Source organism: Vibrio sp. La 4.2.2, assembly GCF_027586995.1.
GTDB lineage: Bacteria > Pseudomonadota > Gammaproteobacteria > Enterobacterales > Vibrionaceae > Vibrio > Vibrio mediterranei.
Window position 1 is genome coordinate 221,843 of record NZ_JAPPTJ010000002.1, and the last position, 22,295, is coordinate 244,137.

Sequence of the window (22,295 nt, forward strand, 5' to 3'; positions counted from 1 at the left end):
ACTTGAAAACACCCGCCTAAGCGGGTGTTTTAGTGCTTGCTATCAATAAGTTCGTTGAGCAAATTGGAAAGTTGTGAGTACTTCTCTTCACCCATCCGTTGTTTAAGTGATACATATTGCTCTTCGATGCGAGGTCGAAGCGTCTCAACCAGCGCAACGGCTTTATTGGTCAAATGGATGTATGATTTACGACCGTCATGTTCGCATTTTTTCTTTTCAACGTAACCAAGCTTCTCTAGCCTATTAATGATGCCAGTCAGACTTGGGCTTAGAATACAAGATTCGCGGGAGAGTGTAGTAAAGTCAATTTCCCCTTTCGTATCCAATACACGCATGACACGCCATTGCTGTTCCGTTATGTCATTGCTGGCTAAAACTGGGCGAAAGTATTCCATTGCGATGTCTCTGGCCCGAATAAGTTGTAGCGGGAGAGAATCTTCGTATTTAGTCACTAAGTTAACCTTCATAATTTCCTTACTCGTAATAAACCATATATCAGAAACGAGGCGAAGTCATCCTATTGATATATGGTGAGTTATTTGTCAGCTAATACATGTAGATACATTGCTCTAAACGAAAAAGAGCTTTCCTCTACGGAAAGCTCTTTCATAGTTAATACAACATGTTAGGTAAAAACAGAACAATTGCCGGAACCAAAACAATAACTGCTAAGCGAACCATGTCGGCTACCCAAAAAGGAAACACCCCTTTAAAGATGGTCCCGGTATTGATGTCCTTAATAATCCCAGACAGCACAAAAACATTTAGCCCGACTGGTGGTGTGATTAAGCTGATCTCTGTTACGACAACGACCACAATGCCAAACCAGATAGGGTCAAAACCAAGTTCTACCACTACAGGGAAGAAGATTGGTACGGTAAGTAGCATCATTGACATACTTTCAAATACGCAACCCAAGATAATGTATATCAATAGAATCAGCCCCAACGCCATCATCGGTGTAACGTTGGCTGCTTGAATCATTTCAACCAATGCGGTAGGTAAACCGGCTCGGTTGATGAAATTGGATAGAATCAGCGCACAGATGACCACGGCGAACAAAGAGGCAGAAGTTTTTGCTGTGTCGACAAGAATATCTCGCATGACCTGATAATTCAGTTTACGACGACACGCAGCAAGGGCAAACGCTCCAGTAGCACCAATACCAGCAGCTTCAGTTGGCGTGAACGCACCGACGTATATGCCTCCCATGACTAATACAAAAAGAAGTAGTGTCGATAGAATCCCTTTTAAGGCAACAAATCGTCCTTTCCAGTTAACGCGTTCTCCGGGAGGCGCGCTGTCTGGCGATCGAAAGACTACCCATTGAACGGCTGCGAGATAAAGACCAATACCAAGTAGGCCTGGTAGGAAGCCTGCGGCAAATAACTCTCGTATACTGCTCTCGGTTAATAGACCGTAGATAACGAGCATGACGCTTGGAGGAATCAAAATTCCGAGTGTTCCGCCAGCAGCAATCGAGGCCGCGGCCAAACCGTCTGAATATCCATATTTTCTCATTGGCGGCATGGCGACTTTAGACATGGTGGCAGACGTCGCTAAGCTTGAGCCGCAAATCGCTGAAAACCCACCACAAGCCAAAATGGTCGACATGGATAAGCCACCTTTTTTGTGGCCGACAAACGCATTGCACGCTCGGTATAGTTCATTGGATAGCCCTGCTTTGGTGACAAAGTTACCCATCAAGATAAATAGTGGTATGACGGAAAGACTGTAATCTTGTCCGGTGTCGATAATGCGTCTAGCTGCCATCGACATTGCCGCGTTCCAGTTGTAATCGTTGATGTACCAAAAGCCAATAAAGCCAACAACTCCCATTGCAAAAGCAAGTGGCAAGCGAAGAAATACCATGATGATAAGGGCTGTAAAGCCAATAATGGACTCTATCATTTAAGCCTCCTTGCTCGTTGTGTTTATCGTATTTTTTGCTGGTTTACTATTAAATAGACCCTTGGCATAAAGCAATGCGTTAAGGCCTGTTAATGCACCGCCTACAAAGCCAGTAATCGATATCAAATACGTGACGTATCCCAGTGGCATCTCGAGTATTTCTGTTACTTCTTCGTAATCCAACGAGCGACCGGCTAACTTCCAGTTCATCATGGCTACAAGTATTAAAGAACATGAGCAAATGAGGTTGATCACCACCTGTCTTAGGCCTATCCATTTTTCAGGAAAGTAGTTATCCAGAAGGTCGACACAAATATTCTCTTCATTCCAAGAGACAAGAGGAAACGCCATAAAAACCATAACTGCGAGCAATACTTCAATAAGCTCAGTCGAACCCATCACAGGAGCGTTAAAGAAATATCGACCAGTCACATCAACAAACGTAATCAACATCATGAGCAGTAAGCTGATGGCAGCGAGAGCTTCAAGCCCTCGCTGTATGGTCTTAGCAATACTAAAACCATTCATAATTACTACAATCCTTGTTCAAGTTGTTGATAGAAGTAGTCGTAAGCCGCGTGGCCATCAACTTTGCGTTTCTCCGCAACCTTGTACCAGTTGGAAACTAATGGCTCACTCGATTTCTTGAGTTCAGCGATCATTTCTGGGGAGGCTGGAGTGAAAGTATGGCCGCCTTCCAAAGCAGTGGTATAAGCGGAATTGTCCACGTCATCCCACATTTTGCCAAATAAGCGCGATAGCTTCTCACCCGATACATTCTTAATTGCTTCTTGGTCCTCTTTAGATAGGTCATGCAACGTGTCGAGATTCATGACGATTGCAAAACTACCGCGGTACAGACCACCAGGAATCACTAAAGTGTTATCTGCGACTTCTGCTAGTCGGAACGAGCTCAATGCTTCTACAGGTTGATAAGCGCCCTCGACGACACCTTGCGAGATCGACTCGTAGACTTTGGTGGTGGGGATAAAGACAGGTGTTACCTTCATATCTTTAGCAACGGATGAAATAACACCACCGCCGACACGAATCTTTTTGCCTTGGAGAGACTCTAGTGATTTGACTGGATTTTTGGTGATGAGTTGTCCAGGTCCATGTACGCTTAGCGCCATTACTTCAACGCCACGATGTTCACGACCTTTTTTCAGATACTTCTCGTATGTACGCCAATAAGCCTGAGACATTAACTCTGAGCTAGTACCTTCAGAAAAAGTCGGAATTTCAGGAAGTTGAGTTAACTGAAAACGACCTGCTTTATGTCCATGGAAGATCCAAGTTACATCACCGATACCATCAGTAACTACATCTATCTGTGTTTGAGGTGGTGCAAGATCATACTCGATTTTAATACCAACCCGACCATCTGTAGCTTCTTCGATCCATTGACCCCAAGTTGGCCAAACCACTTTGTTGATACCATGGTTTGGGGAGCCCCAAGTGCTTATTTTAATTATTTTTTCTGGTTCTGCGTGTACAGAGAAAGAACTTAATAAAAGTAGAGCAGTACTAGTAATGGTGGCGACTTTGTTTACTCGCATAACGTATTTCCTTTCGTTTCACGGTTTATTTATTGCTCTGTTCCTGCTTGAGCATTGCCCACTTAGTGAGTCGTTGTTTGAATACTTAATATATTAACTACTTTTATCAGAATGCGAATCTGTTGTGTTAATTAAATGTAGGCAAAATGCTTAATATGTTAACTAGATCAATGAATCAAAAATTAATCACAGGTTTGTAAAAAGAACTAAGTGATAAAAACCTCATTTCACCTCTTCTGTTGGCACAATAGTGTGATGTTAATCAATTTTACAATGTAAATGGATTACAGTCTCATGGTCTATAAAACGAGAATATATAAAATAATATATAAATATCAGTGTCTTATGTGGTGCGTTTGGGTTTCTGGACTTTATTTAATATATTAACTAAAGTACTTAACATATTAATTAAATCGGCGAGTGTGTCGCTCGGTTTGCAAAGGCCAGTTGATAATTAAAAGGTCGAAATAGAAGTCAGTACTGAAACGAAAGGAAGTCGAATGTTAACAGAAGAGCAAATTCAAGTAGCTGCGGAACGCCTTTATAAAGCAGAGAAGAATAGAGAGCAAATTACCGCTCTTACGCTTGATTACCCAGAAATGTCGATGGAAGACGCATACAAAATTCAAAGTCGATGGGTAGATAGGAAGAAAAGAGAGGGTGCAAAAGTCAAAGGTTACAAAATTGGCCTTACGTCTCGAGCGATGCAAATGGCAGTCAGCATTGATCAACCGGATTATGGCGTACTGCTCGACGACATGTTTTTTTCAGACGGCTCACAGATACCTGTTGGCGACTTTCTCGATCCTCGTATTGAGGTTGAGCTTGCCTTCGTACTAAAAGAAAAACTCGAAGGTGACAATGTCACTATTTTTGATGTGCTTAATGCTACCGACTATGTGGTTCCAGCATTGGAGCTGATAGCTGCTCGTTGTCACCGAACTGATCCCGAAACTGGTTATACGCGAAAAGTTTACGACACAATCGCGGATAACGCGGCTAACGGAGGAATCATTATCGGTGGAAGGCCAATTAAACCTACAGAATTAGACCTTCGTTGGGCAGGCGCCATGCTTTACCTCAACGGACAAATTGAAGAAACCGGGTTGGCAGCTGGCGTATTAGGGCATCCTGCGAATGGTATATGTTGGGTATGCAAACGCTTTGCACCGCATGGTGTTTCATTAGAGCCTGGACAGGTCATTTTAGCGGGTTCTTTCACTCGTCCCGTAGCAGTGAATGAGGGAGATACGATTCACGCGGACTTTGGTCCATTAGGCGGAATCTCGGTCAAATTTGTTTAAGGATAATTGAGATGCTTGAAAACAAATTTAAACAATCTTTAAAAGGCCATGATCCATTGTGGGGGTTATGGTTGGGGTTACCTGACACGAGTTGTGCAGAGATCTGTGGAAGCGCTGGGTTCGATTGGGTACTCATTGATGGTGAGCATGCTTCGTTTGATCTAACGGGTATTAAGCATCACCTACAAGCTCTGGCGGCTCACAGTGCTTCACCAATTGTCAGAGCTGAAGACAGTAATCCAACACTAATCAAAAGGTTGCTCGATATTGGCGCACAAACGGTTTTAGTACCGATGGTTAATGATGCAAACGAAGCCGAGCAAGTGGTTAAGTCAGCACTTTATCCGCCACTTGGTCACCGTGGTATTGGCAGTGCTCTAGCAAGAGCGTCCCAGTGGAATAGAGTTCCTCAATATCTACACCGAGCGAATGAGCAGATCTGTATTTTGGTGCAAGTCGAAACCAAGCAAGCTATCGACAATATTGAAGCAATTGCAGCGGTGGAAGGTATTGACGGCATATTTATCGGACCTTCGGACTTGTCGGGCTCAATGGGGCATATCGGTAACCCGTCTCACCCAGAAGTTGTTGCAGCAATTGACCACGCGATAGAGGTCATTCAACACGCCGGTAAAGCAACGGGGATACTGTCATTAAACCCTCAGCAAGCACGCGAATATGCAGCGAGAGGCGTTAAGTTCATAGGTGCTGGTGTTGATACGTTGTTGCTTCGACTTGGTGCGGAACAACTTGCTTACAAGCTTAACCATGTAGATGACATTGAAACGCCAGTCATTGATAACGTTTATTAAGCAGGAAATATGATGAAAACAAAACTACAAGGAAAAGTGGTGTGTGTGGCTCTCAATGACCAACAGCAATTGGATAAGATGACGATTGAGTTTGAACAAGCACCCTATAAGGCTCTACCCACTGAACCAGTATTGTACTTCAAACCCCACAATACTTGGAATAATGACAATAGTCCCATTGATTGGCCACATCAAGATAAAGCGTTGGTTGTTGGAGCGAGTCTTGCGGTTATTATCGGGCAGCAATGCTGTCGAGTCGCCGTGCAAAATGCCGAAGAGTATATTGGCGGCTTCGCGTTGCTGCATGACTTTTCCCTCCCAGAGAAAAGCTACTACCGCCCAGATATTAAAGGAAAATGTTTAGACAATTCCGCAACCTTGTCTGCGCCAGTATCAGCTTCTGACATACCGAACCTTAGAGAGCTTGAGCTGACGACGTCTGTGAACGGCTCTGTTAAACGTTACTTTCCAATAAGTCGTCAACACCGTTCGATTGAGACACTTATCAGCAAAATTTCCCACATCATGACCTTAGAAAAAGGAGACGTAATTGCTGTTGGATTTGCTGGTGAGCGCGTGGAGTTGCAACCTTATGACCAAGTGAATTCAAGCTTAGGTGATGTACTTCGCCTTGAAAATATTGTTACAGGAGGTGAGTAAATGAGACGGGCAAGAATAGATTATCAAGGGCAAACGCTAAACGTAACGGTGAATGATGATTTATCTGTAACGAAGCAATCTGGTGAAAAAATAGCAAAGGATACGTTTAAGTGGCTGGTACCAATAGAGAACCCAGGAACCATTTTTGCGCTGGGTCTTAATTATGCCGATCACGCTTCAGAGCTTGCTTTTGAACCACCTAAAGAGCCACTGGTTTTCCTTAAAGGTCAAAATACACTAACAGCACACGGTCAACCTTCTTACCGCCCTGATGATATCGAGTTTATGCATTATGAATGTGAGCTTGTTGCTGTGATTGGCAAGGAAGCACGAAACGTGAAGCGTCAAGATGCAATGCAATACGTCTCGGGTTTGACGGTATGTAACGACTACGCCATCCGTGACTATTTAGAGAATTACTACCGTCCAAATCTACGAGTAAAAAGCCGAGACTCTCTTTGTCCGATTGGACCTTGGATAGTGGATATTGATGATATTGGAGATATCAACAACCTGACGTTGGAAACTCGTGTTAATGGTGAAGTCACTCAGCAAGGTACGACGGCGGATATGATTTTCGACATTCCATTTCTTATTGAATATCTAAGCCAATTTATGACTCTTAAACCCGGAGACCTAATTGCGACGGGCACACCTAAAGGTCTGAAAGACATTCAACCGGGTGATGTAGTGACGTGCGAAATCGCAGAGGTGGGTACGCTTGAAAACCCAGTGTTATCTGAGCAGGCATTCTACGAACAACGATAAATTCAAAAGGATAAAGGAATTACATCATGGCTCAACAACTCGACTTAAATTTGACTAAAGCAGAACAATATCTCACTAAATACAGGGAACGCACTTTAGGTCACTATATTGGCGGCGAATGGACACTTGGAAGCGAAGGGGAAACATTTGAGAATCTCTCGCCAACGAACAACGAACCCTTGGGGTTGGTGGTTAAAGGCTCTGAAGAAGATGTAAATCAAGCGTGTTTAGCAGCACAGAAAGCGTTTACTGAGTGGGCCGATTTACCTGGTGCTCAACGTAAGAAGATACTTCATTGTTTAGCGGATAAAATAGAAGAGCGTGCTGAAGAAATTGCGCTTGTTGAATCTATGGATTGTGGGCAGCCATTACGATTTATGAAACAAGCTGCGATTCGTGGTGCTGCCAATTTCCGTTTCTTTGCTGACAAATCACCGGAAGCTAAAAACGGTCTATCACTTCACCAAGATGACCATACAAACTATACCGTTAGGACACCAATTGGGCCAGTGGGCGTGATTACGCCTTGGAATACTCCGTTTATGCTTTCTACTTGGAAGATTGCACCAGCGTTAGCCGCGGGCTGTACCGTTGTGCATAAGCCAGCCGAGTTTAGTCCTTTGACGGCAGCCATTCTTGCAGAGTGTGCCGAAGAAGCGGGGTTGCCGGCCGGAGTGTGGAACATGGTGAATGGTTTCGGTGAAGTTGCTGGCAAAGCGCTGACCGAGCACAAAGCCATAAAAGCAGTCGCGTTTGTTGGTGAGACAGTCACTGGTTCCATGATCCAAGCGCAAGGCGCGCCTACATTAAAACGTGTTCACTTTGAACTAGGCGGTAAAAACCCAGTGATCGTGTTTAATGATGCGGACTTTGAACGTGCACTGGATGCAGTGGTTTTCATGATATACAGCCTCAATGGGCAGCGCTGCACAAGCTCCAGTCGATTGCTAATTCAAAAAGGAATCAAACCTAAATTTATCGAAGCGTTAAAGGCACGTGTGGAAAATATTCAGGTAGGACATCCGTTAGACCCAGAAACAGAAGTAGGGCCGCTAGTTCATAAGTCGCATTACAACAAAGTGCTTAGCTATATGGACGCTGCAAAAGAGGATGGAGCGACAGTAGCAGTTGGTGGTCGAGCTATCAAGGAGTTAGGGAACGGTAACTACCTTACGCCAACGTTGTTTACTGAAGCCGATAATACTATGCGTATTGCCAAAGAAGAGATTTTCGGTCCAGTGCTTACTTGCATCGAATTTGAATCCGAGGAACAGGCGATTGAGATAGCGAACGATACGGATTACGGGTTGTCGGGATACATTTGGACATCCAATACGGGTCGAGCCATGCGATTGGCGAGTAAGGTGGAAGCAGGCATGATTTGGGTGAATTCAGAAAATAACCGCAATCTACCATCGCCTTTTGGAGGGGTAAAAATGTCTGGGATTGGGCGAGACGGGGGAGATTGGAGCTTTGACTTCTACATGGAAACTAAAAATATCTGTATTGCTCATGATACACACAACGTTCCGACGTTAGGAAAACGCTAGGTCATTTGACCATTCAGTATTCGTTAAAAGTAATGGCAATTGCGCAGGCTCGTTTCAGCGATTGTAGCGAGCCTATTTTAAGGAGATGAAAATGCCGCATTTCATAATGGAGTTCTCACCAAACATAGAGAAGGATGTAGACATACCGGATTTAATGAAAGTTATCCATCGAGAAGCCATTGCTACGGGTGTTTTTCCTAAGGGTGGAATTCGAACCCGTGCGGTCAAAAGTGATTACTATCTTATCGCGGATGAGGATCCAGAAAATAGGTTTGTCCACCTAACGGCAAAAGTCGGTACGGGCAGAGACCTAGATGTTAGAAGAAAAGCTGCTGAACAAATTTTCGAGGTATTTTCAGCGTATTTAAAGCCAGTATTCGAACAGCAATACTTAAGTATTGGCTTTGAGATGATAGAACTGCATCCAGAGCTAAATTTTAAGAAAAATAATATACATCAGAAGCTTACTAGTCAGTCTCAGGCTTGAAAGTGGAAGGAGAAGACTCGTGATAGCTATCGAACATCTCCAATATGTAGTGATGACTATTCTCCCGGTATTTCTTGTTATTGGCCTGGGTTACCTTGCTTCTAAGAATAGAATCATACCGGAAAATGGTCATAAAGCGTTGGCAGCGTTTGTTTTTAACTTCGGATTGCCAGCCGCTATTTTCAGTGCATTAAGTACTAAGCCTCTGGAAGAGGTATGGAATGTGGCTTATGTAATGGTGTACACCGTTGGTTCGCTTTTAGCCTTTACGTTTGTTGCCGTTCTTTGTATTTTTGCGCTAAAAAAAACGGTCACAGAAAGTATTGTTTTGGGATTGGGAAGCAGCTTTTCCAACAGTTTGTTGATCGGTTTCCCTGTTATTTACTTCCTGTTCGGTACCTCTGCATTAGTACCATTTTCTCTGACCTTAGTTGTTGAGAATTTAATTATGTTACCGCTTTTGTTAGCTCTTGCAGATATGTCTAACTCGAACAAATCTACTCGTTTTCTTAAGAAGCTATCAGATACAGGGAGAAGCCTTTTAAAGAATCCGATCGTATTGTCTATTTTACTCGGGATGTTGGTCTCTGGACTGAACATCAATACACCAGAAATGGCTGAACGGATGGTCGAGATGCTCGCCAATACTGTTACCGGTGTTGCGCTGTTTACGATTGGCGGCGGCTTGGTTGGTGTGCGAGTCAATGGCATGAAAAAGGAGATAGGGACAGTAGTATTTGGAAAACTAGTCATTCATCCTCTGCTTCTGCTGGTGATGATTGTCCTTTGGTTCGATCTCGATCCTACGATGAGTGCAGTCGCTGTCATTTTGGCGAGTATGCCTATGTTTGGTGTCTATGCCGTAATTGGGCAGAGATACAACATGGGAGGGTTGTGTTCGGCGGTTCTACTACCTACCACCATTATAGCGATGGCAACGGTCAGTGTAGTGACGACCAGTGTCATTACGATCTTCAGTTTGTATTAGTTTTATATTCAATAACCTATCAACCAATAATGGAGCTTCTTGCCACAGAGCGAAGCCTTATTCAAAAGGAACCGAAAATGGGAAAATTATGTGTTGCCGCCAAAATTACTCACGTGCCTACCATGATCATGTCAGAGCAACCAGGCAGATTACATGGTTGTCGTAAATCAGCGATAGATGGGCATAAACAAATTGCTCAGATGGCTAAAGATCTTGATGTCGATACAGTGGTGGTTCTGGATACACACTGGCTGGTAAATGCTGGATATCATATTAACTCGCGAGATAGATTCTCGGGAAACTATACCAGTAACGAGTTCCCTCATTTTATCCAAAACCTAGAATACCAATATTACGGTAATACTGATTTAGGCGATAAAATCGCAGAGTGCGCGACTGAAAAAGGCGTGTTTACTTTGTCTCATCAAGTTGAATCATTAGACCTAGAGTACGGCACGCTAGTGCCAATGCGTTATATGAATGAAGACTGTCAGTTTAAAGTGGTCTCAATTGCTGCGTGGTGTACGGTGCATGATATTGAGTCTTCACGCAAACTCGGAGAAGCCATCCGTGAAGCGATAGAAGAAAGTAGCAGTCGAGTGATGTTACTAGCCTCTGGCTCGCTATCACACAGAATATGGAATAATGAGGAGTATGAAGCCAACAACGGCACGTTCACTATCTCAAAGGAGTTTAACCGCCAAGTAGACTTGCGCGTACTGGAACTCTGGGCCCAGCGTGATTACAGCACTTTCCTCAATATGCTTCCTGATTATGCAAACCTTTGTTCAGGTGAAGGGGGAATGCATGACACTGCTATGCTATTTGGCGCTCTGGGATGGGATAAGTATGAAGGTAGAAGTGAAGTAATAACAGAATACTTCCCTAGCTCAGGCACGGGGCAAGTTAACGTAGTATTTGAAGTGACTGACTAGGAGAGCACATGAAACTCAATAATCCTAAATTATTGATTCAGCAACGCTGTTTTATTGGCGGTGAATGGTTTAGTTCACCTAACGGCACTTATGATGTGGTTTATAACCCATCGAATCAACAAGAGATTGGTTCAGTGCCTCGACTGGGCAAAGCGGAAGCAGAGTTAAGCGTTGAGGTTGCACAATCTGCATTCCAATTGTGGAAGGACACCACTGCCGAGCATAAGTCAGTGGTATTGAGAAAATGGTATGATTTGATTGTTGAAAATACCGAAGATCTTGCCACAATTTTAACCTCAGAACAGGGCAAACCACATGCAGAAGCGAAAGGAGAGATTACCTATGCTGCAAGCTTTGTATTGTGGTATAGCGAAGAAGCGAAACGCGCTTATGGAGAAATGATCCCTAGTCATAAGACTGATGGAAAAATCGTTGTGACTAAGGAGCCTATTGGTGTGGTCGCAGCAATCACGCCTTGGAATTTTCCTGCAGCGATGATCACCAGAAAATGTGCACCTGCATTTGCAGCGGGCTGTTCAGTAGTGTTAAAACCAGCGCCTGATACGCCTTTTACTGCATTTGCTCTCGCTGAATTAGCACAACAGGCGGGTATTCCTAATGGACTGCTAAACGTGATTACCGGTGACGCAGTTGAAATCGGCAGCGTTGTTACTGCACACAAATGGGTGCGCAAAGTATCGTTCACTGGGTCAACTAACGTAGGTAAGATCCTAATGAATCAATCCGCCTCATCTATTAAAAAAATGGCGCTAGAGCTTGGAGGTAATGCTCCGTTCATTGTATTTGATGATGCTGATATAGATGCCGCTGTTGAAGGGGCGATGATTGCAAAGTTCAGAAATGCTGGACAAACCTGTGTATGCGCAAACCGTATTTTTGTTCAGGAGGCGGTTTATGATGAATTTGCTTCTAAGTTAACCAAGAAAGTCCAAGCGTTAAAAGTAGGCGACGGTTTTGAGCAAGGCGTGACCATAGGGCCTCTGATTAATGCTCAAGCCGTGGCAAAAGTACAATCGCACGTGGATGATGCCATTGTAAAAGGTGCTCAGATTCGGTGCGGTGGATTTGATGAGCGCTATCGTCAGTTTGTGACTCCTTTCGTATTGACAGGTGTCACCGATGATATGTTAGTAGCACATGAAGAAACCTTCGGGCCGTTGGCGCCATTATTTAAGTTCCAGTCAGTCGAAGAAGTGATTGCCAGAGCAAATAACACAGACTCAGGATTGGCTGCTTATTTCTATACTCAGTCGTTGGCGAAGGCGTGGACAGTTGGTGATGCGTTGGAAGTGGGTATGATTGGTATCAATGAAGGTCTCATTTCTACTGCTGCTGCACCATTTGGAGGAGTTAAAGAGTCGGGGCTAGGGCGTGAAGGTTCCCGACATGGAATGGAAGAATTTATGGAGATGAAATACATGTTTATGGGTGGTTTAAAGTAATAAAAAGCGAGTGTCCACATTCACCATTCTTAACAGAATATTCAATACATCCTCATAGAGGAAGAGGCAGCTATTGCTGCTCTCTTTCTCTGAACTCTGTTGCCGTCTCACCAGCGTTTTTCTTAAAAAAACGAGCGAAGTAAGCCGGGTCTTGGTATCCCAATTCATATGCGACTTCTTGTACTGACATGGCCGTCAATAGTAATAGTCTTCTAGCTTCTTGCATTACTCTATCAGAGGCTAAACGTTTTGACGCTAAGCCACTAATACGTTTGCAGATATCGTTTAACCGTGCTGTTGTTAATCCGAGTTTTTCTGCATACTGAGGAAGCGTCCAATGAGACTTGTAGTGTTGTTCAATAAGTTGGCTAAATTGATTAAAAATATGAACATCGCTACTACGATAAGTAGTATTGGTTGGTTGAGCATTTGCTAAGCGAATAACATCGATCAGTATAAGTTGTAAGATCGACTGGCAGGCGATGTCATTCATAAAATCTGATCCGCTTTGTTCCGCTATCAAATGCTCAAAAAGTGTCACTAAACGATGCCCACTTTCGAGTTCTGTGCAAAAAGGTTGCATGGCGGTAGAAGCAACATCATTTCTTCCAATTTCAATGTCTAATAACCTCCAAACAAGGGTTTGACTGGCTGTAATAACAAAGCCACTGGCGTGATCTTCTGTGACAAAGGAGTGAGGAACGGTCGGGGGAGTAAAGAACAGTGTGACACCGTTCCGCGAGTAGTGAGATTCATCGAGTAAAACGTGCGTGTTCCCTTCCAAAATACAGTGAATTTGATAGTAACGATCGTGATAATGAGTTGGCATGTTACGACCAAAGAACAAGGCTAGACTATCCAATTTTTCAACGTGAAAGTCATTATCCTGATAACGAGAGTCGTACACTTTACCAATATTCAGGTTAGGGATAGTGAGAGATTCCATATGCTTTATCTTCTCAATTTGAGTTAATAGTTAATATATTAGGTAACTCTGCGAAAAGTACAAGCAAACAAAGGTAACATCCATTTAACAACTTCGATTTTGTGAACATACTAGTCAGTAATTGCCCACCTGATAACGATTATAGGGCTAACCTTCAAAAGGAATCGATGATGAAAACACCTAATCCGTTACTCGAAAAATTACACGTTATTTTGCCAACTATCGCTAATAACGCGATGCAAGCAGAACAAGACCGAACGCCACCCGAAGAAAACATCCGATTGCTAAGAGAGATTGGGTTCTTTAGGGCGTTTCAACCTAAGGCTTACGGTGGCCTTGAAATCTCTTTGCCAGAATTTACTGATTGTGTCGCTGCACTTGCTGGTGCATGTGGAGGTACAGCTTGGGGCGCAAGCTTGTTGGCGACTCACAGTCATCAAATGGCTATGTTTTCCAAAGAAGCGCAGGAAGAGTTCTGGGGAAGTGACCCTGAAGCCACAGCGAGCAGCAGTATCGCTCCGTTTGGTAAGATTGATGAAACAGAAGGCGGCGTCATCTTCAACGGTGATATGCGTTGGAGTAGTGGATGTGATCATGCAGATTGGGCCATTTTAGGATTCAATCGTTTCGATGAAGATGGCAATAAATCTTATTGTTTTGGTATCGTTCCTCGCCATCAGTACAAGATTGTCGATGACTGGTATGCTGCGGGTATGAAATCAAGTGGTACGAAAACCCTAGAGCTTAGAGATGTTTTCATTCCGGAACACAGAATTGAAACCGCAAAAGGTATGATGGAAGGGGAGTCCGCTGGCTTTGACTTATACCCAGAGAGCGACATTTTCTACACACCTTATCGCCCTTACTTTGCATGTGGCTTTGCAGCTATTGGCTTGGGTATCGCTGAACGTATGTTGGATGTTTACAAAGAGAAGCAGAAGAACCGTGTACGAGCTTACACCGGCGCTAATGTTGGCGTAGCAACTCCTGCGTTGATGCGTCTTGCGGAATCAACACATCAGGTTGCGGCTGCTAGAGCCCTATTAGAGAAAACTTGGCAGGACCACAAGGAACATGGTGAGCGTAAGGAATACCCTTCAGCAGAGACCCTAAGCTACTGGCGCACAAATCAAGCGTATGCCGTTAAGATTTGCATTGAAAGTGTTGACCGTCTTTTCGAAGCCTCTGGCGGTATGGCATGGTTTAGCGACAACGAAGCCCAGCGTTTATTCCGCGACTCTCATATGACAGGTGCACATGCCTATACCGATTACGATGTTTGTGCTCAGATCCTAGGACGAGCATTAATGGGGTTAGAACCAGATCCAACAATGGTATAGTCCGTCATAGTCGATAAAGGGCTACTTGGTGTCGCCCTTTATCGCATTTGTGCACCATGTCACGGATTTTTGAAGGTAGGTGATTTGAAGCGGGTAAGAATTGTTCGTTAAGAATAAAAAATGTGCAAACAAACACTTAAGTCCTAATTAGTGCTTTTCTTTTGTCTCAGATATGGCATATTAACTCTCGTTCCACGATGATGCGTGCATCGTATAATGGCTATTACCTCAGCCTTCCAAGCTGATGATGCGGGTTCGATTCCCGCTGCACGCTCCAATTTCTCTCCCATGTTATTTACTCTTCACATAACACCTGAAACAACTAAGTATTCTAGAATTACGTTCCTAAGCTTTCGCTCGCCATAAATGAACTACACCATTTAGATCAAAAATTGTCTGCTTGGACATCTAGGGTATTCAAAAATCGTGTCTGCTTATGTTGCAGTGATGATAGTACCGCCCGACTTGCAAACAGGCGGCACATCAGAATATCAATAGAACGTTACCTTCGCGTTATATTCTACTTGGTCATCATCGCCCACAACATTCTTGTAGTAGTCAACAGTAAAGTAAATAGGTTTGTCCTTTTTGACTTTTTCAGCAATCTTCTTGTCTAAATTCTCAACAGAGTGGAAGTCATATACATGGAAAGTGTAACCAGGTTTTAGGTTCATCTCTTTAGCTTGTTTGCTCGTAATGTAAGTTTCTCGATAGATGGGAGATAAGTAAGAATCAAACTGCTGTCTAACCTCATCGCCATCCGATACTTCATATCCAAAATCATTAACAACCAACGTGCCACTTTGTAATGATTCCATGGACGCATCCATGTTCTCTTTATCTGAGCTTTGTGTTGCAGTACAAGCGATGGTTAGTATAGAAAAAGATACGAGCATCATGAGCCTGAAAATAGATTTATACATATTTAACCTCATACTTCCTTTTAGTGTCAATTTAGTCATTAGCCAGAATGTTACTGACAGCTATATTATAGGTAAGATTATGAGTAGTTCCATTGGTTGATTTTATCTATGGCAGTTATTGTACGAGTTGAAGGGTGACAAGGCGTTTTTTATAAAATGATATGGGGCAGTGCTAAGTTAAAAATGCATTAAATCAAAATGCTATCGTGTTTTTATCTCTAGAATCCGTACTCTAATAAATACTCAAGTGGCTAAATAATTGGCTAACTCTAAATCCACTCATCAGAATAGTAATCTATTCAAACGTTAATTAGGTGTCCTTTATACGTGTAAAATTACTATCGTATTGACAATCAAGGTTTTTATTGATTTAGTAATGCTAAAATCTCTTTGAAGTATAATTCAGTAGTCGTTGTGATATCTTCGCATTAAGATTAAATCACGATATTTCAGCTAAGCATGAGATTACTTGGATTTACAATTAGCACGAGTTAATCGTATTGTGATTAATTTGGTTTTGTTTGTTGAGATTTATAATTAACCTGTATTTTATTGAGGGTTTCTTTTCGATAATTGTTTAAATGAAAGAAACTTCTTCGAGGAATAGATGTGAGTATTGAAATACCTATACCAAATTGGGCTAAAACGATTAAAACGGTATATTTTGGATTTGATGGTACGTTAGCTGAGGATGGAAAGCTCATTGGGGGTGTCGAAAATAAGCTAAGAGAGCTTGCTTCATTAGTAGATATTTACGTGCTAACTGCGGATACATTTGGCACCGCCAAAGACGTTTTGTCATCTCTACCCGTTAATGTAGTCACTTTAGACCACTGTAATACTCAAAGACAGAAAAGCGAGTCTATATCTACACCATCCTCAAGCTCTGTTGCTATTGGTAGAGGTCTAAACGATGTACTTATGCTTGAAAAAGTGACGTTAGGCATTGTCGTTCAGACAGCTGAAGGCGTTCACCCAAAAGCACTTATGCGAGCAGATCTAATCTCTAACAGCATTCACGAAGCCATCGATTTACTTTTGAATCCGAAAAGATTGGTATCTGGTTGTCGTATATAAGTTCATTAGCAACATATTCAACATAACTAATATGCGGAGCAATCCAGTGGAAAGGTAACTGCTTACCAGTTGAATACGAATTAATAACCACGTGAGAACGAGAAATGAAAAGAAAATTAGTACTAATGATATTAGTTGCACCACTAACTCTATTTGGTTGTGCAAACAACATACACCAAGCCCCTAAACCGGTGAAAACGGAGGTTCAGCATTATTGTGAGGCGAATGGCGGTAGCTTTATATCCGCTTCTAATGAGTGCAAACTCGAAGATGGCAATATTATGGATGCGACGGTTTATTTTCAAGATCATCAACCGGACTATTAATCATAATACTTGCTGATGTTATGTCTTTAGTGATTCCTTGGATTTAGGGAGATGAAGATGATTGCTCTGCATTAAAACCGTTGCGGATATTTGAGAATGTAATTGCTGCGAAGAGCGTTATCACCATTGATAAATGCCAAGGTTCACTCAAACCTATCCGAACCAATCCCATACTAACCAGGGATGATACAATCATCTGCCCACCTCCAGATAAAGCGGCGGCGACACCTGCTTGTTTTTTGTATGGAAGAAGGACCATTGCTTGAGAGCAAGGGAGTGCGATGCCGTTACCTAAAATCATCAAAAACTGACCTAACATTAAATAGAAAGGTTCGAGGGGAGATAGAAATAACCAAAGTGCTGCAATTAAGTGTATGAGAGGCGTACAAAAGAGCATGTTTCTTGTACCGATGATAGGACGTATTCGATTACATAGTGTCGTACCTAAAATCATACCGAAAGCCGGGATAAGCGCCCATAATGCGTACTCATCAGAATTCATACCAATTTGATTCTGCATGATAAAAGGCATAACGGATACGGTAGTGATCATTAAACTGAAGTTCAGCCATCCGATACTGGCGAAGCTCATAAAGTAGGTCGAACGCATCAGTTCCCAGTATTGGCACAGCATTTTTCGTGGAGATGGTATTGAAGATTTTTGAGCTACTGTTTCTTTGAATTGGAAAGCAATGACTATCCATGCCAATGCAACATAACTAAACAAGGAAACGAAAACCATGCTCCAACCGAAATGGAAGTTGATGAAACCACCGAGGACTGGCGCAATGACAGGGGTTATGGAAGCGGCCATTGCGATGTAGGACATAGCAATTGGAAGGTCAGCACCGTTAAACTGGTCTCTGGTTGATGCTCTAGCGAGTACGGCACAGCATCCCGTCCCTAAGCCTTGTAAAAATCGGCCTAATACCATCCCTTCAAACGTACTCTGAAAGACAATTATTGTTATTAGCCCCATTAAGGCGATGATGAGTCCCGATAACAGGACTTTTTTTCGTCCCACAGCATCTGAAATGGGACCATACAAGAATTGAGATGGTCCGAAACCCAATAAATAGATACCGACCAGAAGCTGTGCTTGGTCCAAAGAAATATCAAAATCCGCAGCAATCCAAGGCAGTGATGGGAATACTAAGCCCATACTCAACTGACCAACGCTAATAATTAGGCAGGCGAGTAGTATTACTTTGTAGCGAATTCCATTTGTCATTGGTGTTCCATCAAGAGACTCTAAGACTAGATAGAGGAGTTGGGAGTTGAATTTGTATTACATAATACTCTGTTTATTTCGATTATGCGCTAGGTTTGAATGTAAATCTTGGTAAAAAACCAACGGTAACAATGGGCTACCGTTGGTTAGCTAGGGCCTAAATACCCTTCGAATATTGGTGGTTAGTTGTTGGCGAGATGAGAGTCCCTATAACAGCACCTGATGTATGCTCTGGCTCAGCCAGCCACTGCAAAAAAGTGCTTATAATTAGCTGCTTATCGTCGTTGACCTTAGTTTCAGTTTGAATGTTGCGCATATCAATGAATACATCCGTAATTAGATCGTTGTGGTCATTGAGTACTTCAAGGTTTAGAACATTCAACTCACTATAAAGGCTATTAAACGAGCCTTTTTGTTTATCGACCACATATGGGTTGTCTTTTAAGTTAATGATGGACGTTCGTTTACTGCAGCGCTTCAAACAGCCATTATTTACCTTAATCTTTTTACATCCTTCAGTTTGTTGGAATAAGCACTGTCGACTGGTAAGTAAAGTATTTGGATGATAAACACTGTAGAACGTTCGCATCGTAGTTGGACGACGGATGTACTTGAGCTGTTTTTTGCTCAGTTCATTCGATAAGAACGCGCCACTGGCTTGGTATTCGTCGTTTAAACATTTGAGCGAATAAGAGTTCGCAGTGTTCATCTGAGGGCCGGCGATCCAATTCAACCCAGTACTTTGTGCGTAAAAGCCGACACCTGAATTATTAGTTACCAGTGTCGATGGACTAATGGCATCTAACAGCTGTTTCGCCGCCTCAAAATCATCACCAATTAAAATGGCAGGGAACCATGGTTTGAGTCGAGGATTAGCTTCAAAGAGTGCAATGAGTGATGTTAACTCGGCTTTTAGACCCATCGGCAATTGATAGTAGACATCGACATTATCGTTAAGCGTTAGACTGACGTCCTGTTCCGATGAAACAAGTATGGAAAGGCGCTTTTTACTACCAATTGTCGGGTTTTCAAGTAGAGGCGCTAGTTTAGGAGCTTCAATGGAGCCTTTTAAGCTGGTTACGGTATTCGTTGCACCGAGGTCCATCGCCGAAACTTCACACTCAACATGTTGAATAATTTTGGTTTTCTTATCGTAAAGACGACGTTTTACGGACTGAACTTCATCACTGGTAGTGCATTGATAGACCGTTGAGAAGTGCTTTACTGCGTGATCACGCGGGTTGTCGATATACATGTTTTTTCCAAACTCACCTTGCAGGAAGCCATTGGAAAAATCACGATTAAATACGGTGTAAAGATCGGTTGTATCATTGGAGAGTGCTTTGCCGTCGCACAGACGGTCAATTTGTTTTCTCCAGTTATCAACGACAGTGTAGACGTAATGCGGCTTCTTAATACGGCCTTCTACTTTGAGAGAATAAACTCCAGCATCGGCTAATGCTTGCAGGTCATTAAAAGCGGAATTGTCTTTTAAGTTTAATGGGTAATCGGAACCTACTTTTGTCGTCTCATACTGCTCACGACATGGCTGGCTGCAACGTCCGCGGTTACCTGACGCACCATTGCGAGCAGAGCTAATATAGCAAAGGCCAGAGAATCCAATGCAATATGAACCATGGACAAAGACTTCCATTAACACGTTGTGCTGGTGGCCGAATTTGGCTAAATAACCAATCTCTTTGATATTCAACTCGCGCGAAAGATTAACTCGACTTACCGTCATCTGCTTTAAGAACTCAATTTGCCCAGTATTGTGGGTATTGAGCTGAGTAGATGCGTGCACATCTAATTCAGGAAAATGGTGCTTGAGTAGGTAAGCGAGTCCTAGGTCTTGAACGATGACGCCGTCAATATCAGTTTGTGCTAGCTGAGCAAGCAGTCGCATGACTGCTGGAATCTCACTCTCCAGGATCAACACATTAAGCGTCAGGAAAACCTGGCAGTTGTTAGCGTGTGCGAGTGCCAAAACACCTGTTAAGTTTTCTAAGGTTAGGTTTGCTGCGCGGTTTCGAGCGTTAAAGCGGTCTAGTCCGCAATAAACGGCATCAGCGCCTGCCGCAATTGCTGCTTTAATAGATTCAACATCACCACCAGGTGCTAAAAGCTCAAACTGATCTCGTGTCACAACTTATACCCTACCAATAAAAACGAGGGCGTATTCTACGGGAACTTAAGCAGAATTTCTCACCTTATTAACAGTAAGGATAAGCAAGGTGTTAACGTTTGAGTGAAACCGCGACCGATTCATAGGTGAAAAGTGGATTAGAACCAAGCACCATAGATTCCCCGAGTACCGAATGAATATTGATGAGGTAGGTGGTTAATAACTCACGATAATCGGAACGTGCTGAATAGATCGCTTTGTGCACTACCATGTCGAGTTCACTTGGGGCATACAAACGGCGCCACTGTTGGCAGTGATGAACGTGTAAGCTTCTAACCTGTGTACATCGACTTGTTAAAGACAGAATGACCGAATTATGGTCAATACTCCTTAAAAAGCGCGTTAATCGTTATCATATTAGTATCCCCTTAATTAATCTCTATTATTCGACTTAAGTTATCCAGCCATTCGCGCTGATTTATCTGTTGAATGAAAGCTCAAATATCTGTCCTTTTAGAATGACAAATAACTTGGGTTCTTCGTCTCTGGATCAAAAATCATCTTGACATGGTGGTGGGTTATTAATTAAGTTAATGATATAAACTTAATGATGTTAACTAAATAAGGGTGACCAGGCAATGACAAACAAGAAAAGTAAAGGTCGACCTGCGCAAATAACAAGAGCTGAAGTGATTGAATGTGCACTACAAATAGGGTTGTCCAATGTGTCGATGCACACACTGGGTAAGCAACTTGGTGTGAGTGCGACTGCACTCTATCGTCACGTAAGTTCAAAGGAAGAGCTTATCGTTTGTTGCAGCGACTACGTAATTGAGAAAGTTGAACTACCACAAGAGAAAGAGTGGGATAAGTACCTTTACGCGTTTGCTGAAAATTTCAGGTCGGTATTACTTTCTTATCCGAATTCCGTTGAGTTTGTTAGATACAACCAGCAGTTTACTCCCGCAAGTAGCGTGCTCGCCAATGATGTATTAGGGGTTTTTCGGAAATCAGGCTTTGAGGCAGAAGTTGGATTTATGGCGTTCGCAAGTGTTTATACGCGTGTAACGGACATTGTTCAGCACCAAGAGCAAGCGAAACTGCAACCTCAAACTGCATCTAATCAAGAGCCTTCTTCTTTGATTGACAACACGTTGCCGAATCTAGCGTGGTTACTGAAACAGACGAAACCCGTTGACTATGAAAAGTACTTTGTTGACGGGATCAAAATTACTATCGAAGGGCTAAAAGTGGTGTATTCACAACGCAATAGTGAGGCTTAAATGTCGATTTTTATAGACAATGCAATAAGTGGATGGATTCGTAAAGCAGAGCAAACCGGGGAGTTAAAGGACAATCCCTACAAAGGAAAAAGTATTGATTTGGAAGATTATTTTAATACGCCAGCAGAGCACCGCATGGGTATGAAAATACTCAAAGATGCCAATTGCCTTCCTCCGGCAATTCAATTAATGAAAGAGATTGAAGTAAAGAAAGAGCAATTCCAACAAGAAGCTAACGAGAATTCAAAGGAGGCTCTAAGAAAAGAGATTATCTCTTTAGAGCTGAAAAGAAACCTGCTCCTGGAGAGCCAATAATGAAAGCTTGTCCATTTTGCGGAAGTAAGATGTTACTAGTGGAATGGAGGACCTCAGCTTGGAATGAAAGATACTCAGATTGGCACGTGATTTGTCAAGATTGCGCTTGCTCCGCGCCGACTTATATTTGGAATAGAAGACACAACAGCTCAGGAACCGTAAAGCCTTTCAGTGAGATTGGAACAAGGAACGCGCTTGTCAATTTAGCTTAAAACACTTAAGTCAAAGTCTTGTGCTCAATCTATATGACCAATCAAGTGTCTAGAGTAGATTCTTTATTAGAGTCTACTCT

At 42.7% G+C, this 22,295-nt stretch carries 23 protein-coding genes and 1 tRNA gene; 15 read left to right on the plus strand and 9 right to left on the minus strand.

Annotated elements, in window-relative coordinates; genetic code table 11:
• Window positions 1-29: 29 nt before the first annotated feature.
• From hpaR to OH456_RS04205, 4 genes are all read right to left on the minus strand, one after another.
• Window positions 30-467, minus strand: coding sequence for a homoprotocatechuate degradation operon regulator HpaR (gene hpaR, locus OH456_RS04190; protein WP_006069563.1), 438 nt, complete (start codon window positions 465-467; stop codon window positions 30-32).
• Window positions 468-612: 145 nt separating this feature from the next.
• Window positions 613-1,911 (minus strand): TRAP transporter large permease, encoded by a 1,299-nt coding sequence (locus OH456_RS04195; RefSeq protein ID WP_270032865.1) that lies wholly within the window; start codon window positions 1,909-1,911, stop codon window positions 613-615.
• Window positions 1,912-2,439, minus strand: a complete 528-nt coding sequence (locus OH456_RS04200; protein ID WP_006069565.1) for a TRAP transporter small permease — start codon at window positions 2,437-2,439, stop codon at window positions 1,912-1,914.
• Between the two features lie 5 nt (window positions 2,440-2,444).
• Window positions 2,445-3,470 (minus strand): TRAP transporter substrate-binding protein, encoded by a 1,026-nt coding sequence (locus tag OH456_RS04205; RefSeq protein WP_006069566.1) that lies wholly within the window; start codon window positions 3,468-3,470, stop codon window positions 2,445-2,447.
• Between the two features lie 500 nt (window positions 3,471-3,970).
• On the opposite strand from OH456_RS04205, the gene hpaH reads away from it, so the two are divergent.
• The 9 genes from hpaH to OH456_RS04250 all read left to right on the plus strand — a co-directional run bounded on the left by hpaH (window position 3,971) and on the right by OH456_RS04250 (window position 12,437).
• Window positions 3,971-4,774 carry a 2-oxo-hept-4-ene-1,7-dioate hydratase gene (hpaH, locus tag OH456_RS04210; protein WP_270032866.1) on the plus strand — a complete coding sequence of 268 codons (804 nt, stop codon included), beginning with the start codon at window positions 3,971-3,973 and terminating at the stop codon, window positions 4,772-4,774.
• A gap of 11 nt (window positions 4,775-4,785) precedes the next feature.
• Window positions 4,786-5,586, plus strand: a complete 801-nt coding sequence (hpaI, locus tag OH456_RS04215) for a 4-hydroxy-2-oxoheptanedioate aldolase (protein WP_198559009.1) — start codon at window positions 4,786-4,788, stop codon at window positions 5,584-5,586.
• A gap of 9 nt (window positions 5,587-5,595) precedes the next feature.
• On the plus strand, window positions 5,596-6,246 hold the full coding sequence (locus OH456_RS04220) for a fumarylacetoacetate hydrolase family protein (RefSeq protein WP_270032867.1): 651 nt from the start codon (window positions 5,596-5,598) through the stop codon (window positions 6,244-6,246).
• The gene (locus tag OH456_RS04225; RefSeq protein ID WP_270032868.1) at window positions 6,247-7,014 is read left to right on the plus strand and encodes a fumarylacetoacetate hydrolase family protein; all 768 of its coding nucleotides are present in this window, start codon (window positions 6,247-6,249) and stop codon (window positions 7,012-7,014) included.
• A 26-nt stretch (window positions 7,015-7,040) separates the two neighbouring features.
• Window positions 7,041-8,564 (plus strand): 5-carboxymethyl-2-hydroxymuconate semialdehyde dehydrogenase, encoded by a 1,524-nt coding sequence (hpaE, locus tag OH456_RS04230; RefSeq protein WP_270032869.1) that lies wholly within the window; start codon window positions 7,041-7,043, stop codon window positions 8,562-8,564.
• Window positions 8,565-8,655: 91 nt separating this feature from the next.
• Window positions 8,656-9,051 carry a 5-carboxymethyl-2-hydroxymuconate Delta-isomerase gene (locus tag OH456_RS04235; protein WP_270032870.1) on the plus strand — a complete coding sequence of 132 codons (396 nt, stop codon included), beginning with the start codon at window positions 8,656-8,658 and terminating at the stop codon, window positions 9,049-9,051.
• Window positions 9,052-9,070: 19 nt separating this feature from the next.
• Window positions 9,071-10,039 (plus strand): AEC family transporter, encoded by a 969-nt coding sequence (locus tag OH456_RS04240; protein WP_006069573.1) that lies wholly within the window; start codon window positions 9,071-9,073, stop codon window positions 10,037-10,039.
• 77 nt (window positions 10,040-10,116) lie between these two features.
• Complete coding sequence (hpaD, locus tag OH456_RS04245) at window positions 10,117-10,974, plus strand: 3,4-dihydroxyphenylacetate 2,3-dioxygenase (RefSeq protein WP_270032871.1); 858 nt, start codon at window positions 10,117-10,119, stop codon at window positions 10,972-10,974.
• Window positions 10,975-10,982: 8 nt separating this feature from the next.
• On the plus strand, window positions 10,983-12,437 hold the full coding sequence (locus OH456_RS04250; protein WP_006069575.1) for an NAD-dependent succinate-semialdehyde dehydrogenase: 1,455 nt from the start codon (window positions 10,983-10,985) through the stop codon (window positions 12,435-12,437).
• Between the two features lie 70 nt (window positions 12,438-12,507).
• Here the strand turns inward: OH456_RS04250 and hpaA are convergent, their stop codons facing one another.
• The gene (gene hpaA, locus OH456_RS04255; protein WP_006069576.1) at window positions 12,508-13,383 is read right to left on the minus strand and encodes a 4-hydroxyphenylacetate catabolism regulatory protein HpaA; all 876 of its coding nucleotides are present in this window, start codon (window positions 13,381-13,383) and stop codon (window positions 12,508-12,510) included.
• A 167-nt stretch (window positions 13,384-13,550) separates the two neighbouring features.
• Between hpaA and OH456_RS04260 the strand changes: the two genes are divergently transcribed.
• On the plus strand, window positions 13,551-14,723 hold the full coding sequence (locus OH456_RS04260) for a p-hydroxyphenylacetate 3-hydroxylase oxygenase component (protein ID WP_206379155.1): 1,173 nt from the start codon (window positions 13,551-13,553) through the stop codon (window positions 14,721-14,723).
• 202 nt (window positions 14,724-14,925) lie between these two features.
• Window positions 14,926-15,000, plus strand: a tRNA-Gly gene (locus OH456_RS04265).
• Between the two features lie 214 nt (window positions 15,001-15,214).
• Here the strand turns inward: OH456_RS04265 and OH456_RS04270 are convergent.
• Window positions 15,215-15,646, minus strand: coding sequence for a hypothetical protein (locus tag OH456_RS04270; protein WP_270032872.1), 432 nt, complete (start codon window positions 15,644-15,646; stop codon window positions 15,215-15,217).
• Window positions 15,647-16,255: 609 nt separating this feature from the next.
• On the opposite strand from OH456_RS04270, the gene OH456_RS04275 reads away from it, so the two are divergent.
• Entirely contained in the window at window positions 16,256-16,723 is a 468-nt protein-coding gene (locus tag OH456_RS04275; RefSeq protein ID WP_252039853.1) for an ATPase P, read from the plus strand.
• 104 nt (window positions 16,724-16,827) lie between these two features.
• On the plus strand, window positions 16,828-17,049 hold the full coding sequence (locus tag OH456_RS04280) for a hypothetical protein (RefSeq protein ID WP_124942187.1): 222 nt from the start codon (window positions 16,828-16,830) through the stop codon (window positions 17,047-17,049).
• A gap of 43 nt (window positions 17,050-17,092) precedes the next feature.
• Here OH456_RS04280 and OH456_RS04285 read toward each other — a convergent pair whose 3' ends face one another.
• From OH456_RS04285 to OH456_RS04295, 3 genes are all read right to left on the minus strand, one after another.
• Window positions 17,093-18,280: a multidrug effflux MFS transporter gene (locus OH456_RS04285; protein WP_270032873.1), complete on the minus strand. Its 1,188-nt coding sequence runs from the start codon at window positions 18,278-18,280 to the stop codon at window positions 17,093-17,095.
• Window positions 18,281-18,437: 157 nt separating this feature from the next.
• The gene (locus OH456_RS04290; RefSeq protein ID WP_270032874.1) at window positions 18,438-20,426 is read right to left on the minus strand and encodes a peptidase U32 family protein; all 1,989 of its coding nucleotides are present in this window, start codon (window positions 20,424-20,426) and stop codon (window positions 18,438-18,440) included.
• Window positions 20,427-20,517: 91 nt separating this feature from the next.
• The gene (locus tag OH456_RS04295) at window positions 20,518-20,676 is read right to left on the minus strand and encodes a hypothetical protein (protein WP_156020610.1); all 159 of its coding nucleotides are present in this window, start codon (window positions 20,674-20,676) and stop codon (window positions 20,518-20,520) included.
• A gap of 367 nt (window positions 20,677-21,043) precedes the next feature.
• On the opposite strand from OH456_RS04295, the gene OH456_RS04300 reads away from it, so the two are divergent.
• Together OH456_RS04300 and OH456_RS04305 are read left to right on the plus strand one after the other, a co-directional pair.
• The gene (locus OH456_RS04300) at window positions 21,044-21,688 is read left to right on the plus strand and encodes a TetR/AcrR family transcriptional regulator (RefSeq protein ID WP_270032875.1); all 645 of its coding nucleotides are present in this window, start codon (window positions 21,044-21,046) and stop codon (window positions 21,686-21,688) included.
• Entirely contained in the window at window positions 21,689-22,003 is a 315-nt protein-coding gene (locus tag OH456_RS04305) for a J-domain-containing protein (RefSeq protein ID WP_270032876.1), read from the plus strand.
• The last annotated feature ends 292 nt before the right edge of the window (window positions 22,004-22,295 follow it).

Bases quoted from the DNA above. Each gene is read 5' to 3' on its own strand.
- OH456_RS04300 (WP_270032875.1), top strand. From the start codon at position 21,044: ATGACAAACAAGAAAAGTAAAGGTCGACCTGCGCAAATAACAAGAGCT.
- OH456_RS04295 (WP_156020610.1), bottom strand. From the start codon at position 20,676: ATGGTAGTGCACAAAGCGATCTATTCAGCACGTTCCGATTATCGTGAG.
- OH456_RS04220 (WP_270032867.1), top strand. From the start codon at position 5,596: ATGATGAAAACAAAACTACAAGGAAAAGTGGTGTGTGTGGCTCTCAAT.
- hpaI (WP_198559009.1), top strand. From the start codon at position 4,786: ATGCTTGAAAACAAATTTAAACAATCTTTAAAAGGCCATGATCCATTG.
- hpaD (WP_270032871.1), top strand. From the start codon at position 10,117: ATGGGAAAATTATGTGTTGCCGCCAAAATTACTCACGTGCCTACCATG.
- OH456_RS04285 (WP_270032873.1), bottom strand. From the start codon at position 18,280: ATGACAAATGGAATTCGCTACAAAGTAATACTACTCGCCTGCCTAATT.
- OH456_RS04260 (WP_206379155.1), top strand. From the start codon at position 13,551: ATGATGAAAACACCTAATCCGTTACTCGAAAAATTACACGTTATTTTG.
- OH456_RS04305 (WP_270032876.1), top strand. From the start codon at position 21,689: ATGTCGATTTTTATAGACAATGCAATAAGTGGATGGATTCGTAAAGCA.
- OH456_RS04235 (WP_270032870.1), top strand. From the start codon at position 8,656: ATGCCGCATTTCATAATGGAGTTCTCACCAAACATAGAGAAGGATGTA.
- hpaH (WP_270032866.1), top strand. From the start codon at position 3,971: ATGTTAACAGAAGAGCAAATTCAAGTAGCTGCGGAACGCCTTTATAAA.
- OH456_RS04205 (WP_006069566.1), bottom strand. From the start codon at position 3,470: ATGCGAGTAAACAAAGTCGCCACCATTACTAGTACTGCTCTACTTTTA.
- OH456_RS04200 (WP_006069565.1), bottom strand. From the start codon at position 2,439: ATGAATGGTTTTAGTATTGCTAAGACCATACAGCGAGGGCTTGAAGCT.
- OH456_RS04195 (WP_270032865.1), bottom strand. From the start codon at position 1,911: ATGATAGAGTCCATTATTGGCTTTACAGCCCTTATCATCATGGTATTT.
- OH456_RS04270 (WP_270032872.1), bottom strand. From the start codon at position 15,646: ATGTATAAATCTATTTTCAGGCTCATGATGCTCGTATCTTTTTCTATA.
- OH456_RS04225 (WP_270032868.1), top strand. From the start codon at position 6,247: ATGAGACGGGCAAGAATAGATTATCAAGGGCAAACGCTAAACGTAACG.
- OH456_RS04250 (WP_006069575.1), top strand. From the start codon at position 10,983: ATGAAACTCAATAATCCTAAATTATTGATTCAGCAACGCTGTTTTATT.
- hpaA (WP_006069576.1), bottom strand. From the start codon at position 13,383: ATGGAATCTCTCACTATCCCTAACCTGAATATTGGTAAAGTGTACGAC.
- OH456_RS04280 (WP_124942187.1), top strand. From the start codon at position 16,828: ATGAAAAGAAAATTAGTACTAATGATATTAGTTGCACCACTAACTCTA.
- hpaR (WP_006069563.1), bottom strand. From the start codon at position 467: ATGAAGGTTAACTTAGTGACTAAATACGAAGATTCTCTCCCGCTACAA.
- hpaE (WP_270032869.1), top strand. From the start codon at position 7,041: ATGGCTCAACAACTCGACTTAAATTTGACTAAAGCAGAACAATATCTC.